Consider the following 15,145-nt stretch of genomic DNA (forward strand, 5'->3'; position numbering starts at 1 on the left):
CCAAGGGTTACCTTTTTAAGATGCAATGGGTAAAAAGCAGGCATGGGTGAAATCTTAACTTACACGTTGCTTCAAAGGCTGGACTCTTTAGAAAAAGTTTTCAGGGCAAACCTTCAGCTCGCTAATACACTGAGGAACTATATATCGAGAAAACTAGAGGAGCTCAGGAAGCGTGAGGGAAGCGACTTCAGCCTCAAAATTATGGATTTCTGCGGGACACATGAATGGACCATTGTACATTTCGGCTTGAGGAGCCTCATGCCAAAGGGAATAGAGCTGGTCGCGGGGCCCGGTTGCCCAGTCTGTGTGACTCCCTCCTATTACATTGAGCAAGCCATTAGACTCTCCCTGGAAGGCATAACAATCTACACGTATGGAGACACGTTCAAGTTGCCAGCAATTAATCCGGTAGACGGGGTCAGTTCACTGGAAGAAGCCAGGGCCAGGGGAGGCCGGGTAAAGCTTGCTCTCTCCCTTATGGATGCCATAAGAGACGCAAAAGCTACAGGTAAAGATTCCCTCTTCCTGGGAATAGGCTTCGAGACAGTTGCTCCTGGCTATGCCAGAGCATTGGTAGCAGACATGTTGCCCCCAAACCTCAAGCTCCTAAGCCTGGTCAAGCTGACGCCCCCCGCGATGTTCTATTCCCTGGACATACTGCGAGACAAGCCAACTGACGCGCCCGTAATGGGGGTGATTGCCCCGGGTCACGTCTCAACAGTTACGGGTGCCAAGGCCTGGGTCCCGGTGGCGGAGCACTTCGGTATACCAGTAGTTGTTTCAGGGTTCGAGCCGATAGATGTCTTGTCGTCTATTGCTGAAATCATGAGGCAACTCGTAAACCGGGAGGCAAGCGTAAAAATAGAGTACACGAGGGCAGTGACATGGCAGGGAGACCTAAAAACCCAGGCAATGATACATAGAGCCTTCGAGGTAGCCGACGATGCATGGAGAGGGATAGGCTTTATACCCCTAAGTGGACTCAGAATAAGGGAAAAATACTCCAAGAACGATGCACGCGAAGCATATGGAATAAGGGAACTAACACCCGCAGAATGGAAAAAAGACACACCCCCAGGATGCAGGTGTGCAGAAGTCACCCTGGGAAAGGCAAAGCCCACAGACTGCCCAATGTTCATGAAAAAGTGCACCCCCGAGAAGCCCTACGGCCCCTGCATGGTCTCAATAGAAGGAACCTGCGCCGTCTGGGCTAGGTTCGGCGGGGGAGGCCTGGCACAAGAAATAGCCGCAGAGCTAGAGCAAATCTAACCAAATACATAAACACATAAATAGAAGCCTCGAACCATTCTACCTTATGTGTTGGGGGACGCCAGCAGTTGTTCTCGAGCTAAGCCAAGACGGCTCCACAGCCAAGGTTGACTATGGCGACGGGGTCGTCAGAGAAGTCTTTGTAGGGATAACAGAGGAGAAACTATCAAGAGGAGACATCGTAATGGTACACGCAGGAGTAATAATTTCCAAGCTGACGCCGGAAGGCCTCCGCGAGGAAATAGAATTCATAAATGGCATACTCCAAGAAGCTGGGGAAAGCGAGAACCTGCTTGCCCAGCTCAGACAAAACGTTATAGAACTGGCCGAAAAAATAAAGAGCGGAAACGCTTAACCTCCTATTCTCGCCACCTAGGTGTAGGGCAACATCCAAAACGTGAAACATTAATAATATCCTATCATAACCAGTTGGTAGCTGAGGAGTATGCAGGAGGACACCTCTAAGGTCATAGAGCTGGCCGACGGACAGGGCGGAGTCGAGACAATGAGGCTCCTCGAAAAGCTCTTCTTCAAGCGTGTGGAAGAAAAACTCAAGAAGGTCGAGGGGGGCGTCGGCATAGATTTCCCAGACGACGGCGCCCTAATACCGCTTCCCGACGGTTCATACCTCGTCGCCACAGCGGACGCCTACACAGTTAACCCACCATTCTTTCCAGGTGGAAACATTGGGAGCCTCGCGGCACACGGCTCAATAAACGACGTAGTGATGATGGGTGGAAAGCCAATAGCGATGCTCGACACAATAGTGGTAGAGGAGGGCTTCCCCCTAAAAAGCCTCGAAGAAATAGTCGACTCTTTCCTCTCTGTGCTCAGAGCCGAGGGAATACCCCTTATTGGTGGAGACTTCAAGGTCATGCCGAAGGGACAGCTAGACAAGATAACAATAACAACAGTCGGCCTGGGGATCACTAGGACCCCCATAGTCGACAAGCCTAGGCCCGGAGACAAAATAGTGGTCACAGACTTCGTGGGCGACCACGGCGCAGTCATCCTCCTAACCCAGATGGGAATGGAGAACGCCGAGGAAATAGCCTCTGGCCAACTAAAAAGCGACACAAAGCCATTGACACCCCTCCTAAAGGTACTCGAGAAATATCCCGGAAAAATAAACGCGGCACGGGATCCCACACGTGGAGGGCTCTCAGCCATCCTAAACGAGTGGACAAAGGAGAACGGGTTGCTTGCGGTCATAGAAGACAGCAAAGTCCCAGTCAGGCCATCCGTGAAAAGGTTCGCAGAAATGCTCGGAGTAGACCCCCTATACCTCGCCAGCGAAGGCGTCGCAGTGCTATCTGTCTCCCAGGACGCCGCAGAACAATTCGTAGAAGACCTAAGGAGCAACGGCTTCCCAAACGCCACAATCATCGGAGAAATACGCGAGCACCCCAAGTACAAGGGCTATGTCCTCCTAAAAACAGACATAGGCGGACACAGGATACTCGAGCCACCAAGAGGAGTAATAGTCCCACGCATCTGCTAGAACATAAAATTCTCTCCAAGCCCCTACATGCGCGCGCAGAAAGAATAGTTAGATGTTTATTTTCCTGAATGCGTCTAATATTTCTTCCATATTTTTATGCAACCTAGAAAGAATTGAGGGCGTTGTGTGCCTCTATAGTTGTACTTGTGTGTGCCTTGCCTTTTACTGCAGACTGGGCTTCTTGCTGGCCATTTTTAGAGCGATTTCGAAGTCGTTTAGCTCCATGAAGGCCTCTGATAGCAGGTAGTGGTATTTTTTGGTGTCCCGGTTTATCACGGTTAGTCCTTCGCTTAGAGCCTTGTATCTGAGGAGTGGGGCGCCTCGTCTAGTGGGACAATGTCTATTTCGACTGAGAGTTTTTTCTCTAGCTGTGAAGCTATTTCGGTCAACTCTCTGAAGGCGGGGGGCTAGACGTGATTATTCCAATGTCTACGTCTCGAACGATCCTTCTCCGGAGCACAGAGCCAAATATGACGGCTATCAATATGTAGTCATATTTTTCTAGGACTTCTTTGACAGCCTCCTTTACTTTTTCCAATTCAACTTCGTAGTAGTTTATACTCATACCGAGGACAGCTCTTCCACTTTCCTTATAAACTCAATAATACATTCGAAATCATTTTTTATGTCTCGATATATCTGGTCGTCCTTTACCATCCAGTACCTATGCGTAATAATGTTCCTTAAGCGTATGATGTCCTCAAGATCCTTACAGCAATATAAATTAATTCTCTGACAAACCTCTCTAACACACTCAGTGTTAGATCGGGGTCTCATCCCAAAAAATTCCAAGACTAGATGAAGGCAAATAGAAGCTAGTGATTCGGCAAGGACTATGATGTTATATCTCATGGAGTATACTTCATCTATCCTCCGCCAGACACCGGGGTAAAGATTTTAATTTGGGGCGAAATCTTTTTCCTATGAAATTGAGGTATGGAGACATAGTTCTCACAATCGAGGAAGAAGGCGTAAACATCAACTCAGAAATCTGCATAGATGTTTTCAAATCCACGGAGTGCAAACAACACATTTACACTAGACCGATCGAGAACACAAGTCAAGTTATGCAGCTATCTCCAGAGGAGAGAGCTGAGACACGGGGTACCCGTGTTAGGGCTTTCCCATGTAAGCCATGCATTGGGAATGGTGAGACAGGCGGGGAGGCGACCCAGAGTTACCTCGTAAAAAGCCAAGGCTTTTCAATTTATTTTCACGGGTGCAGACACATGCCCTGCAACCTTGAGGGTCTCCAGGGCGAGAAGATCGACATCCTTATCCTAAAAATTGGTCCCGAAAACATGTCCCCAGAGGAGGCGTCCGAGCTCGTGAAAACACTTAAACCAGCGCTAGCGGTACCTCTATGTCATGTACCCGAGGATGGGCATAAATTTAGAGACTTAGCATCTCCATATACACAGGTCGTCTTGTCTATTTAGGTGGATAGCATGAGTTCCCAGCGCATAGTTCCACCTGCCGCACGTTTCAAGGTGATGACACTAGCAGAGTACAAGAAGGTCTACCAAGAGAGCATAAGGGACCCAGTAGACTTCTGGGCAAGGCAATCCAAGAAACTCTTGTGGGAAAAGCCCTGGACCAGCGCCATTACAGGTGAGCCCCCCAGGTCAAGGTGGTTTGAAGGCGGGAGACTAAACCCCTACCAGAACGTAATGGGAAAGCACAGGGACACGCCTGTATGGAGCAGGGCCGCGACGATCTACGAGTCGGAAGAAGGCGACGTAGAAATATTGACGTACAGGCGGCTAGACGACATGGCTGGCAGAATAGCGGGCTGGCTAGAGTCACAGGGCGTTTCGAAGGGAGACTGGACCCTGCTATATGCTCCACCAACACCCGAAGCCATAGCGTTTATGCTTGCATCTTTACGCCTAGGGGCACCCTTCGAGCCCGTATTCACTGGGTTCGGCTGGTACGAGCTCGCAAAACGTGTGAGGAACAGGTCCCCTAAGGTGGTCTTCGTCGTGGACGGCTACAAGCGTAGAGGAAAAGAAATAAGCCTAGTCGAGACCACAGAAAAAGCTATAGAGGCCTCTGGCGTGGAGACGAAGATCCTCGTATCCAACAGGCTGGGGTTGAGGCTTCCACGACTCCATGAGACATATCCACTAGACGACGCTCTCCGCGAGAACCACACAGCAGATAGCAGGGTAGTCGATTCCAGCGACCCTATTTTTGGTCTTCACCCAGGCTACGAAGACGACTTCAAGCCCGTAAGCTTCCCAGCTGGCGGATACTTGACACAGGCATATGCCACGTCCTACTGGCTGGGGCTCAAGCCACTAGAAGTACTATTTAACACTGTCTGGCCCGGCTGGATCACGGGGGTAACCTACCTCTTATTCGGACCCCTAATGACGGGCACGACAATTGTCCTTTACGACGGGGCCCCAGACTGGAGAAGCTGGGACAGGTGGTTCACGATACTCGAAAGATACGCTGTTACAATATTCCTGACGACTTCTGGCGCGCTTAGGGCTCTCTCAAAGCAGAGCCCAGAGACCTACAGGAAGCATGACTACGACACCCTGAAAGCCATACTCGTCACAGCCGAGCCGCTGGACACAGATACGTGGAGCTGGGCCTACAGGAATCTGGGAACACTTCGAAGCCCAATAATAGACTCGGATCCCACTGTCCTCTCAGGAGCAATACCAGTCGTAAACCTATACATACAGAGCGAGATAGCAACCTTTGCGACAGGCAACCTCCCAAGCTACACGTTCCCACACATAGTTCCAGGAACTAATGGTCCGCCGATACCCGGCTTCCACCTGGACATACTCAGCGACGGCAGGTTAGTCGTCAAGAACCCGTGGCCAGCCATGCCAGTCGAGGCGCCTCAAGAATACTATGAAAAATGGTCAGAAGGCTTTTACGACACAGGCGACCTAGCCACCTACACGATCGACGGCTACATTCAGGTGCTCGGCAGGAGAGACACAGTCATGAAGATAAACGGCTACAGGATAAGCCCCGGGGCGATCGAGAAAGCCATAGAAACATTGCCCGGCGTAAAGAGGGCACTTGTTGCAGGCAAGCCGGACCCCCAGAAATTCGAAGCCCCTGTAGTCATCGTTGAGGGCAGGGCCGAAGCTGAGCAAGTAAGGAAGCTGATCCGAGAATACATTACCCCCATCGCTGACCCAGCAAAGATAAATTTCACAGACAAAATCCAGTACGCCACCAGACACGAACTAAAGAACAAGCTGAGGAATCTCTAGGGCGGAATTTTTAAGACCATCATTTCCTCGAATCCTCGAAAAATTAACAGTCGCAAGGTAAGATTATTTGCTCTAAATAAAGTCCTCAAGAAATATCTTCATCTTTTTTCCTCTCCTCTAATAGTTCTCGGTAAGCCTCCTCAAAGCCAGCAACAGGTTTACAAGCCTCTTCGAGAAGCTCAGGCCTTCTTTTCTTTATCAACAAATACCTAATAGCCTCGTTCAAATCAACCCTCCTTCCCAGCTTAAGCTGCAGCTCAGAAGCTATTCTTAACAAAGCTTCTTTGACATCTTCCGTTACAGATATTGTTGTTGTCATATCTACTATAGTTGTTATAGTAAATATATCAAATTTTCTGAGACTGAAATTCCAAAAAATTTGATGTTTCCTAGAATTTTCCTCTTCTAGTTTTCAACACTAATTCCCAGAGAGTAAACTAACAGTAGTAAAGCGTGAGGCAACTTGCCCTCAAGAGCAGTTTCAATTTGCATTCCATCTCACCTTATTTAAAATAAGCTAAATAGTAATGCTTTCGGGGACTTTAGGGAAAAATCTATTCACTTTTGTGTGCCTCATGTCTTGGTCTGGCTAGCAAGGAAATTTTTCAAATGTCTCTTGCACTTAATATTTTAATTGAAAACTAGTTACCCTAATCGAATTACTTATCTATGAGCTTATGTTTTTATCGGCAAGGTATCTATGGAGAGCTGTCCCAGGCGGCGACGGTGGAGACGCTCGGTGTGGAGAAAAGAAGCCACCACTAGTTCTGGAAACTTGGAGGAAATATTCTTTATACCGACTAGTGCGCCGGCAAGCATATTTAGACCAGAGGAAGTTGTCGAGCTATACCCCGAGGAGCTATTGGCGCTAAAGCTTGTCTATGCAGAAGACCTAGAGGTCGACGAAGCAGCGGCGAGGCTAGGCTTGTCCAAGGCGACCTTCTGGAGGATGCTCGACTCGGGCAGAAAAAAGATGGTTACAGCTATCCTGCAACTGAGACCTATAAAGATAGTTTTCTCAGAGAAAGCATCCATGGAAAAGACAGAGTAAAGCTTAAATATATGAAACCTATTTCACTTTTGATGAAAAACATGGCATGGGGATGGTGGGGAAAAGGTAGATGGGCAAGAGGACCATGGCCAGGAAACGGGCCATTTTCATACCTGCCTCCATGGGAGAGGCCCGGCTGGGTCTACGGCCCAGGAGCATGCTGGTGGCTTTATGGCGCGAGGGTTCCACCGCCTCCGCCTGGGGTATCCTACTATACGTATCCTGGCTTGACTGCATCAGATTTGGAGGCCTACAAGAATTGGCTAGAGGATGCTAGAGCGAGGCTCGACGAGCAGATAAGAGAACTAGACAAGAGGATAAGGGAGCTAAAAGAAAAACAATAAAGAAATTTATTTCTCTTTTTCTATTTCTTTTATCGTCTCCTCTACCGCTATTAGTACCCCTTTTACTAGGACATCGAGGGGAAGGCTTGCAGGCAACCCCTTCTTTCTCGATGCAATATCTATCGTATATGGGATGTGGATAAATCCAGCCCTCCTAGGATACCCAGTCCTGTCTGAAAGCCTAAGCAGCGTATACATAACATAGTTACAGAGATAAGTACCTGCACTATACGACAGGCTTGCAGGTATACCTTCCTCCTTCAGCCTCTCGACGACCCGGCGTGTAGGTATGGAGGCTAGATATGCTGTGGGGCCCTCGGGGTCTATTGGCAAATCCTGCGGTTTTTCGCCGTCAACGTCTGGGATAGAAAAGTCCATCATGTTCAATGCGACCCTCTCCACCCTGACATGTGTAATCCCACCGTATAGGCCGAGCGCGATGGCTATGTCTGGTCTAAGCTCGCCTACCACTTGCTCAAGTATGGCTTTTGCCCGCCTATAGGCAACAGGCAAAACAACGTGCCGCGCCTCGTGCCCAGCCTCACGTAGCTTTTCGGCCACCCGCGTAGCTACGATTTCAGACGGATTAGTGTCTTCCTCCCCAAAGGGGCCGAAGCCTGAAAGCAGTATTTTCACGAGTCAAGTCTAGGTCTTCAACTACATATTCTTTGCTCCTATGAGCTTCTGCCCGGAATAATTAACCTCTAACTAGGTGATGTATTCACAAGAAGTGCACACGTCCAAGAAGAAATCGTTAAGAAGATTAAGCTCTTGACGGATGACGAAGCTATGCGGAGAAATATGGGAGAAGCGGGACACAGGCACATAAGAAGAAACTTTGCGCGCGCCCAAGAGTGGAGCCCACCTGCTTTCAACAATCATCGGGTAGCCTTTTCTTAATGGAGATCCTTGAAGATGGAAAGGTGATATATGCGGAACTAGAATTCATGGAGAAGGCTCTCTCGATGCTCAAGGAAGTTAGGAAAAAAATGGGATAGAAGGGGTAAGGTATGTGAGGAGAGGTTTTCACAGTGAAGCGCTCTCCGCCCCGCTGTTTAGAGCCTTTTCATAGGAGAAAAATCTACTAGTGGAATGATTTTTCCTTTGTACCGAGCGGGACGTTGATCAGTCCTCGATTGTTGCCTCTTCGAATACTTTGGCTGCGAAGACCAGGAATATCACTGTTAGGACTGTTAAGAGCCCGATGTCTAGTGCTGGGTCTATGGATGAGACTCCCGTAAGCCAGTACCTCATCCCGTCCACCGCGTATGTGGCTGGGTCAAGGTAGGCGAGTATCTTCATCCAGTCTGGCATAGTGTTTATTGGGTAGAAGATTCCGCTGAGGAACAGTAGGGGCATTGTTATCAGGTTGACTATCATCTGGAAGCCCTCCATGCTTGAAAGCTTTGTTGAAAGCGCTATACCTATGGATGCAAAGCCTAGAGCCAGCATTAGACCGTATAGCACCGCGGGAACCACCCCGTACGGGTTTAGGCCCGGCGCCAGGAAAAACATTAACGTCAATATGACTAGGCTCTGGAAAACCACGACCAGAGAGTCTCCGAGAGCCCTGCCAATGATAACTTCCTTCCTACTTGCAGGCGCTACTAGGGTTTCTTTTAGGAAGCCGAACTGCTTGTCCCATATAACTGACAAGCCGCTCATGAAGGAACCTGTAAGAATGGTCATTGCCACCATGCCCGAGGCGAGGTACGACAAGTAGTCTAGCCCCCCGAACATCTGCCTCGCGCCGGGGAAGCTGAAGGCCCTGCTCCAGCCCATGCCGAAGAAGACAAACCAGATTATTGGCTGGACAATCGACATCACTAGCCTTGACCTCGCGTTGACGAACCTCTTTACCTGTCTATATACCATTGTTATTAAACCCTTCATACCTACCACCTCCTATGAGGGGGCCTAAAGCCCTCCTCTAACGAGTCCCTAAGCTCCCTACCAGTCAAGTGTATAAAGACCTCGTTGAGGGTTGGACGCCTATAGGTGACCTCCCGTATCTTAAGCCCATTAGCCTCGGCAAGCTCGAAAACCTTTGGCAAAGCGGCAGACGCATTCCTTACTGAGAGCTCGAGCGTGCTATCTGCCACTACACGACAGTTCTCGATAAAGTCGGCCTGGAGACACTTCGGGGGCACGCCGTCCAGCTTCAGGTAGATAACCTCGTTGCCTACGAGGGACTTTAGCTGGTCTGCGGTACCCTCAGCTATAATCTTTCCATGATCCATGATCGCTATCCTGTCGCATAGCTGTTCAGCCTCGTCCATGTAGTGCGTTGTGAGGACAATAGTCATACCCTTTTCCTTCTTTATTGCCATAATGTAGTCCCAGATCTTTACCCTTGTCTGGGGGTCGAGGCCAATTGTGGGCTCGTCCAGGAAAAGAATATCTGGCTCGTGAAGTAGCGACCTAGCTATTTCTAGGCGGCGCCTCATGCCGCCCGAAAAGTACCTTACAAGCTTGTTGGCGTATTGTTTCAGCTCTACGAACTCTAGGAGATCGTCTATCTTCTTCTTGAGCTCTGAGCCGCTGAGCCCGTACAGCATCCCATGGATGTACATGTTGTCCCAGGCAGTAAGCTGGTTGTCAAGGCTTGGATCCTGGAAAACTATACCTATCCTTTTCCTTACCTCTGCCGCCTGCCTAACGGCATCGAAGCCAGCAACCTGGACTTTGCCCGAGGTCGGCTTGAGAAGAGTCGTCAAGATATGTATAGTCGTTGTCTTGCCTGCCCCGTTGGGGCCCAGGAGACCATATATTTCTCCCTCCTTGACCGTGAAGCTTATGCCATTGACAGCTGTCACGTCCTTAAACTTCTTAACAAGGTTTTCAACAACTATAGCCTCCCCCATATCTATCACCCCTCAATAATCCTTAAGACATTGATCTCAAACTCCGCGATCAGCTTCTTTAGCTCTGAAAGCTTTTCTTCGTCGAGGGTTTCAATAGAGTCAAGTAGCTCGTCAACAACGTGGAATAGCCTGTACCCCTTTATCTCCTGGAACTTCTTCCAGCTCCTAGCGACCCTCAATGCTTCATCAAGTTCTGGCTTCCTCAGTTCTAGGAATTCTCTCCCCTTGTTAGTAAGCTTATATATCCTTGTGCTTGAAGGCTCGCCCTCGCGATGCTCAATCTCTATCAGGCCCTCCTTTAGGAGCTTCTTTAGTATTGGATAGAGAGCACCTGGGCTAGGCTTAAACCCAGAGCTCTTTTCTAGCTCCTTTATTATTCCATAGGCGTGTTGAGGCCCCTTCTCGAGGACTGAGAGGACTAGTAGCTTCAAATAGCCCTTGAACATCAGCTTCTTATTCATATACCTCGTCCGCTCTATAGAAATATCTTACTAATAAAGCTTTCCATTCTCCCGACAAGCACTCCCAGAAACGGGTCAGTGCTCAGCAAACACATCACAGCTCAGTGCTCCAAACCACACCTCATTCCCAAAAAAAGAAGCAAAAAACACTGATTTATTTCTTCAGCTCCCTCAATACCTCGGACACAATCTTGTAGTGGAAGTCCTCCTGGGAAGAAATACTCTTCAACAACACCTTCAAGAGATCCTTAGCCTCTATTTCGAGAAGAGAGGAGTAAATCTTGCTATAAATCTCTTCACCAGCCACGAGTTCTAGAGAGTTAAACTTTTCCAGGAGCCTAGCTATTTCCTCGAGCGACAAATATTCGCGGCGAGAAACTTCCTCAACGGTCTTCTTCATTTGTAATAACATCTGGGAACCTTCCCTACCAAACATTTTTAAACATTGATCCATGTTCTCGGGTCTACCAAAGAAAGTCTCAATTATTTCAGCGTGATTTTTGCTTTCCCGACCAACTATTTCAAGGCTTTTCGCGATCCTTTTATCGTTTATTTTGGTCGCTAGGGCTAAGTAAAACTCTGAAGCAATCTTTTCTAGAAAGTATAAACATTCAGGCCTAATTTTCTCCACAGTGATACTAATACATGTAAAATATTTAATTTTTGCGTAGGATTCATTAAATTAATGCATAGCGTAATGATTGCTTAAATTGTCTTAGAAAGGGGGTTTACTTTTGGGATTCTTTCCATTTTATCTAGAAAATTTCTTAGAAGTTTTTGAAGCAATATTTAAAAAGATAAAACAAATATATTTTTTGTGGCACAAGAAAATATAACAGAAAGATTTAGCTACGGCAAGGTATTCCTCCTGGGCTTCGGTTTCTTCGGAATAAGTATTATATGGTCCATATACAACTCTTACGTCCCGATATTCTTAAAGGACCTCGGGCTCGCCGCGTGGCTAGTAGGCTTCATAATGACAATCGATAACATTTTCGCAGTTGTTCTCCTCCCCTACCTTGGGGCCCTGAGCGACGTTACTAGGACCAGGATTGGCAGACGCAAGCCCTATATTCTTCTAGGAGTGCCTCCAGCTGCCCTTACATTTGCACTTATACCCTTGTTTAGGGGAGACCTCCCATTAATGATGGTAACAATAATAATCATGAACTTCTCAATGGCCCTCTTTAGGTCCCCAGTGATAGCATTCATGCCAGACATAACCCCAAGCGAGAAGCGTAGCCAGGCGAACGGGATCATCAACTTTATGGGTGGAATCGGCTCCTTATTGGCTTTCTTTGTAGGGTCTATTCTCTACAAGATGGATCCCTCTTATCCGTTCATCGCCAGCGCTGTAGTGATGCTTGCGGCATGCATCCTCGTAGTTCTGCTCGTAGACGAGCCTGAACAATTCAAGGTCAAAACAGAGACAATAAGCTTCAGCGAGCTGTTGCGAAAATCTTTCCGGGAAAGCTTCAGCGAGCTAGCAAGCAACCTCCGCGAGGCCTTTACTTCTAGGGAGAAAAGCCTCCTCTTTATGCTTACCTCTATCTTCCTATGGTTTGTAGGATACAACGCTATTGAAACCTTTTTCACTAGCTATGCAAAGTACTACCTCGGAATCGGCGAAGCTACTGGATCCTTTATACTTGGCTTCGTTGCACTGGGCTTCCTGATATTCTCACTCCCAGCAGGCTTTATCGGCGCAAGACTTGGGAGGAAGAGAACAATGACACTGGGGCTTCTAGTAATCGTAGCTCTACTTTTTGTGGCTATGAGTTTTCCATCTAAGCTAGTGGGAAACCAGCTAATCTTGGCCTTTGAAGCAGTCTTCTTCGTTATAGGGATGGCTTGGGCACTAGTCAATGTTAACAGCCTGCCAACAGTAGTTGACATGACAACACGAGAAAAACTGGGCACATATACAGGTCTCTACTATTTTGCGTCTCAGCTGGCCTCAATAATAGCTCCACCAGTGGCGGGTCTCTTCATCGATCTTTCTGGATACTCTGTCCTCTTACCATACTCTATTACTTTCCTAGTCCTATCGGCTGTAACACTTCAGCTTGTACGGAGGGGAGAACCGAGAAGAGGCTACTAAAGGTCTATTTTATAAAATTGTTTGTTTCTATCTTGTGTAGCTTTGGGGTTTCTTTCTCAGCTATGTCTGTAATTCATGAAAGGTCAATGATGTCCTTAACGAGGAGCAATGCAAATGATAGTTTTTCTCTTAGATACCCAGGCAACTCGGCCATTTCCTGTATGTATTTCTGGGTGTGTGCAAAATCATCTAGGAGTTCGTCTCGATTTGCTTTACCCTCTAAAAAGAGCCTGACAGCCCCAGCCTGCAACCTACCCAGCCTTTCGGCAATTTCGCTTAGTCCTTGATTTTTGATGATCTCCTTGAGCATGCCTAGAGATTCATACGTGTCGCCCAGGTTTTCGAGGTTCTTAGCGACAAGCCTCATGTCTAGAAGTGAGAGTCTTTCTTCTGGCATAAGTGTCGGCTCCCTGAGTTTGCCCCTTATAAGCCTCACACTTAGAAAATACAGGCGGTCCACCCTGTCGTCCAGCTGTGACAATTCTTCTGCATTGCCTCTCTTACCTAGCAGTATGTCTACAGCCATGGAAAGCATTTCCCTTGTCACAGAGTCCATTCTCGCAATAATGGAGTGCAAATTGTAGTCTGGCTTAACAAAACACTGGAGCAAGAGCTTTCTATCGCTTTCTTCTACTAGTTCAAGTCCAAGAAGAATTCTTCGAGCATCTTCTATTCTCTCCAGTGCAGTTTTTCTGTCACATTTAGCGTCGAGCTCCACCTCTATAACTTCGTAGCCCCTTAGATAAGCTGACAAAACCTGTCTAAAGACTTCCCTATCACTGCTACAAATTATTTTTGCGTGGCTTATCCCTGTCTGGCTTCTCGTAGGGAGCTCAATTATAAGCGCCCCGTTTTCGAGGAAGTCCAGTTTAACATAAGAGTTTTCAAGCTCATTTATTTTTACCCATTCCTTCGGCAAGGATACGTAGTAGCTTCCACCTATCTGTAGAACCCTCCGATAGCTCATCACTCTATTAAACAAGTTAAACTTCAAAAACTTTATTTATCATAGCTAATCTTTCGTATACAGGATGAAGCTTCAAGAACTAAGCACAGCCTCACTCTTTGTCCTCTTGGCAGTAGCCTATCTCGTTTTCCAAATTTTTGCCCTGATAGAGGAAAACCTTCTAGCTGGCAGTCGAAGAAAAACCCAAAAGATACTTTTTACTTTCGACCCTTACAGGCAGTATCTCATCGTTCTGCCTAGACCCGCTACGAAGCTCCAAAAAGAACTAGTAGAGTGGTCAAAAATAGCAGGCTTCGGATTGTCGATAGACGGAAGCTTCAGGAAAAAACTGAGACATAAGCTTTCAATCGCGGAGCTTTCTCCAATAATTCTCTCTCTCAAACTCTTCTTGGAGCAGAAAGGCTACATTGTCGAAGCACACATGAAGGATCTTTTCCAAGCAACACCATTCGCCGAGGTACTCATAAAAGAAAGAACACTCAGCAAGCTTAAAAACAGGATTATATCGATGTTAACAAGCAAGGAGTAAGTTGGGTGTCATCCTATATGTCACTAACGATATACTTGGCAGAGCTAGCAACAACAATAATTTCGAAACTAGGACTGCCCGGAATATTCTTCCTAATGACGCTAGAGTCCGCACTCATACCAATACCAAGTGAAGCCATCATGGTCTTCGCGGGCTTCCTCGTATCCAAAGGAGAGATAAACTTCCTAGACGCAGTTCTAGCAGGCACCATGGGAAACTATGCAGGCTCGGCTATCCTATATTTCCTAGGCAAGAAATATGGCGCCCCAATGCTCCTCAGATATGGAAAGTACATCTTCATTTCCAAGAAACACATAGAAGAGGCCGAGAAATTTTTCCAGAAAAACGGCAAACTAGCGGTCTTCACGGGAAGAATGCTCCCAGCAGTGAGAACCGTCATAAGTCTCCCAGCCGGCATAGCCAAGATGGACTTCAAAACATTCACAATCTACACCATTCTAGGAAGCATACCGTGGAACATGGCCCTCACATACATAGGAATAGTTCTAGGCCAAAACTGGCACCTAATCCTACAATACTCGACCCTAATAGATTCAGCGGCAATAATTGCACTTATCGTTCTAATCGCTTACTTCTACATATCAAAAAAGCATGAGGTAAATCTTTTTTCATCACAGAATTCTCAGCGCGCTATTTACGATAAAAGTGGTAGTGAAAGTCATGACAAGTGATTTCTGGATTTTCAGTTGCGTATGCCGTGATCTTCTTTTTTACCTCAATAATTCTGGCAATAATAGTTGTAATTCTCATGAGATACTCAGCTAGAAACTTTTTTACACAGTTTTTGTGTCTTTG

Annotated in this window: 19 protein-coding genes; 10 read left to right on the forward strand and 9 right to left on the reverse strand. The window is 47.3% G+C overall.

All coding sequences use genetic code 11. The annotated features are described in order from the left end of the window. Positions 1-42 precede the first annotated feature (42 nt). From hypD to hypE, 3 genes are all read left to right on the forward strand, one after another. Positions 43-1,269 carry a hydrogenase formation protein HypD gene (gene hypD / locus N186_RS07410; RefSeq protein ID WP_020963172.1) on the forward strand — a complete coding sequence of 409 codons (1,227 nt, stop codon included), beginning with the start codon at positions 43-45 and terminating at the stop codon, positions 1,267-1,269. 46 nt (positions 1,270-1,315) lie between these two features. Continuing rightward, positions 1,316-1,624, forward strand: coding sequence for a HypC/HybG/HupF family hydrogenase formation chaperone (locus N186_RS07415; protein ID WP_020963173.1), 309 nt, complete (start codon positions 1,316-1,318; stop codon positions 1,622-1,624). Positions 1,625-1,714: 90 nt separating this feature from the next. Then, complete coding sequence (gene hypE, locus N186_RS07420) at positions 1,715-2,770, forward strand: hydrogenase expression/formation protein HypE (protein WP_020963174.1); 1,056 nt, start codon at positions 1,715-1,717, stop codon at positions 2,768-2,770. 385 nt (positions 2,771-3,155) lie between these two features. Here hypE and N186_RS07425 read toward each other — a convergent pair whose 3' ends face one another. Both N186_RS07425 and N186_RS09915 read right to left on the reverse strand, forming a co-directional pair. Next, positions 3,156-3,335, reverse strand: a complete 180-nt coding sequence (locus tag N186_RS07425; protein WP_020963176.1) for a hypothetical protein — start codon at positions 3,333-3,335, stop codon at positions 3,156-3,158. Further along, entirely contained in the window at positions 3,332-3,622 is a 291-nt protein-coding gene (locus N186_RS09915) for a HepT-like ribonuclease domain-containing protein (protein WP_052885560.1), read from the reverse strand. Before N186_RS09915 ends, N186_RS07425 begins: the two co-directional genes overlap by 4 nt. A 71-nt stretch (positions 3,623-3,693) precedes the next feature. On the opposite strand from N186_RS09915, the gene N186_RS07435 reads away from it, so the two are divergent. Next, positions 3,694-4,209, forward strand: a complete 516-nt coding sequence (locus N186_RS07435) for an MBL fold metallo-hydrolase (RefSeq protein WP_020963178.1) — start codon at positions 3,694-3,696, stop codon at positions 4,207-4,209. Between the two features lie 9 nt (positions 4,210-4,218). Next, positions 4,219-6,012 carry an AMP-binding protein gene (locus N186_RS07440; protein ID WP_148682146.1) on the forward strand — a complete coding sequence of 598 codons (1,794 nt, stop codon included), beginning with the start codon at positions 4,219-4,221 and terminating at the stop codon, positions 6,010-6,012. A gap of 85 nt (positions 6,013-6,097) precedes the next feature. On the opposite strand, the gene N186_RS07445 is transcribed toward N186_RS07440, so the two are convergent. After that, positions 6,098-6,331, reverse strand: a complete 234-nt coding sequence (locus tag N186_RS07445; RefSeq protein WP_020963180.1) for a hypothetical protein — start codon at positions 6,329-6,331, stop codon at positions 6,098-6,100. Positions 6,332-6,751: 420 nt separating this feature from the next. Between N186_RS07445 and N186_RS07450 the strand changes: the two genes are divergently transcribed. Next, positions 6,752-7,063, forward strand: coding sequence for a DUF134 domain-containing protein (locus N186_RS07450; RefSeq protein ID WP_187147011.1), 312 nt, complete (start codon positions 6,752-6,754; stop codon positions 7,061-7,063). Positions 7,064-7,095: 32 nt separating this feature from the next. Continuing rightward, positions 7,096-7,407 carry a hypothetical protein gene (locus N186_RS07455; RefSeq protein WP_020963182.1) on the forward strand — a complete coding sequence of 104 codons (312 nt, stop codon included), beginning with the start codon at positions 7,096-7,098 and terminating at the stop codon, positions 7,405-7,407. A gap of 6 nt (positions 7,408-7,413) precedes the next feature. Here N186_RS07455 and pcp read toward each other — a convergent pair whose 3' ends face one another. From pcp to N186_RS07480, 5 genes are all read right to left on the reverse strand, one after another. Further along, positions 7,414-8,043, reverse strand: a complete 630-nt coding sequence (pcp, locus tag N186_RS07460; protein ID WP_020963183.1) for a pyroglutamyl-peptidase I — start codon at positions 8,041-8,043, stop codon at positions 7,414-7,416. Between the two features lie 489 nt (positions 8,044-8,532). Then, complete coding sequence (locus N186_RS07465; RefSeq protein ID WP_020963185.1) at positions 8,533-9,300, reverse strand: ABC transporter permease; 768 nt, start codon at positions 9,298-9,300, stop codon at positions 8,533-8,535. 2 nt (positions 9,301-9,302) lie between these two features. Continuing rightward, positions 9,303-10,271, reverse strand: coding sequence for an ATP-binding cassette domain-containing protein (locus N186_RS07470; RefSeq protein ID WP_052885561.1), 969 nt, complete (start codon positions 10,269-10,271; stop codon positions 9,303-9,305). 5 nt (positions 10,272-10,276) lie between these two features. Further along, positions 10,277-10,732 carry a PadR family transcriptional regulator gene (locus N186_RS07475; protein WP_020963187.1) on the reverse strand — a complete coding sequence of 152 codons (456 nt, stop codon included), beginning with the start codon at positions 10,730-10,732 and terminating at the stop codon, positions 10,277-10,279. A 154-nt stretch (positions 10,733-10,886) separates the two neighbouring features. Beyond that, entirely contained in the window at positions 10,887-11,363 is a 477-nt protein-coding gene (locus N186_RS07480; protein ID WP_020963188.1) for a hypothetical protein, read from the reverse strand. A 186-nt stretch (positions 11,364-11,549) separates the two neighbouring features. Here N186_RS07480 and N186_RS07485 point away from each other — a divergent pair, with 186 nt between their 5' ends. Further along, positions 11,550-12,833, forward strand: coding sequence for an SLC45 family MFS transporter (locus tag N186_RS07485; protein WP_020963189.1), 1,284 nt, complete (start codon positions 11,550-11,552; stop codon positions 12,831-12,833). A gap of 73 nt (positions 12,834-12,906) precedes the next feature. On the opposite strand, the gene N186_RS07490 is transcribed toward N186_RS07485, so the two are convergent. Then, the gene (locus N186_RS07490) at positions 12,907-13,800 is read right to left on the reverse strand and encodes a PhoU domain-containing protein (RefSeq protein WP_020963190.1); all 894 of its coding nucleotides are present in this window, start codon (positions 13,798-13,800) and stop codon (positions 12,907-12,909) included. A 64-nt stretch (positions 13,801-13,864) separates the two neighbouring features. Here N186_RS07490 and N186_RS07495 point away from each other — a divergent pair, with 64 nt between their 5' ends. Both N186_RS07495 and N186_RS07500 read left to right on the forward strand, forming a co-directional pair. Beyond that, entirely contained in the window at positions 13,865-14,329 is a 465-nt protein-coding gene (locus tag N186_RS07495) for a hypothetical protein (protein WP_020963191.1), read from the forward strand. 17 nt (positions 14,330-14,346) lie between these two features. Beyond that, positions 14,347-15,021, forward strand: a complete 675-nt coding sequence (locus N186_RS07500; protein ID WP_148682147.1) for a DedA family protein — start codon at positions 14,347-14,349, stop codon at positions 15,019-15,021. Positions 15,022-15,145: the final 124 nt, after the last annotated feature.

It is taken from the genome of Thermofilum adornatum (genome assembly GCF_000446015.1).
GTDB lineage: Archaea > Thermoproteota > Thermoprotei > Thermofilales > Thermofilaceae > Thermofilum > Thermofilum adornatum.

What these genes read in the sequence shown, in the direction of transcription:
- hypD (WP_020963172.1), top strand. Translation starts at nt 43, where the DNA reads ATGGGTGAAATCTTAACTTACACGTTGCTTCAAAGGCTGGACTCTTTA.
- N186_RS07415 (WP_020963173.1), top strand. Translation starts at nt 1,316, where the DNA reads ATGTGTTGGGGGACGCCAGCAGTTGTTCTCGAGCTAAGCCAAGACGGC.
- hypE (WP_020963174.1), top strand. Translation starts at nt 1,715, where the DNA reads ATGCAGGAGGACACCTCTAAGGTCATAGAGCTGGCCGACGGACAGGGC.
- N186_RS07425 (WP_020963176.1), bottom strand. Translation starts at nt 3,335, where the DNA reads ATGAGTATAAACTACTACGAAGTTGAATTGGAAAAAGTAAAGGAGGCT.
- N186_RS09915 (WP_052885560.1), bottom strand. Translation starts at nt 3,622, where the DNA reads ATGAGATATAACATCATAGTCCTTGCCGAATCACTAGCTTCTATTTGC.
- N186_RS07435 (WP_020963178.1), top strand. Translation starts at nt 3,694, where the DNA reads ATGAAATTGAGGTATGGAGACATAGTTCTCACAATCGAGGAAGAAGGC.
- N186_RS07440 (WP_148682146.1), top strand. Translation starts at nt 4,219, where the DNA reads ATGAGTTCCCAGCGCATAGTTCCACCTGCCGCACGTTTCAAGGTGATG.
- N186_RS07445 (WP_020963180.1), bottom strand. Translation starts at nt 6,331, where the DNA reads ATGACAACAACAATATCTGTAACGGAAGATGTCAAAGAAGCTTTGTTA.
- N186_RS07455 (WP_020963182.1), top strand. Translation starts at nt 7,096, where the DNA reads ATGAAAAACATGGCATGGGGATGGTGGGGAAAAGGTAGATGGGCAAGA.
- N186_RS07465 (WP_020963185.1), bottom strand. Translation starts at nt 9,300, where the DNA reads ATGAAGGGTTTAATAACAATGGTATATAGACAGGTAAAGAGGTTCGTC.
- N186_RS07470 (WP_052885561.1), bottom strand. Translation starts at nt 10,271, where the DNA reads ATGGGGGAGGCTATAGTTGTTGAAAACCTTGTTAAGAAGTTTAAGGAC.
- N186_RS07475 (WP_020963187.1), bottom strand. Translation starts at nt 10,732, where the DNA reads ATGAATAAGAAGCTGATGTTCAAGGGCTATTTGAAGCTACTAGTCCTC.
- N186_RS07490 (WP_020963190.1), bottom strand. Translation starts at nt 13,800, where the DNA reads ATGAGCTATCGGAGGGTTCTACAGATAGGTGGAAGCTACTACGTATCC.
- N186_RS07495 (WP_020963191.1), top strand. Translation starts at nt 13,865, where the DNA reads ATGAAGCTTCAAGAACTAAGCACAGCCTCACTCTTTGTCCTCTTGGCA.
- N186_RS07500 (WP_148682147.1), top strand. Translation starts at nt 14,347, where the DNA reads ATGTCACTAACGATATACTTGGCAGAGCTAGCAACAACAATAATTTCG.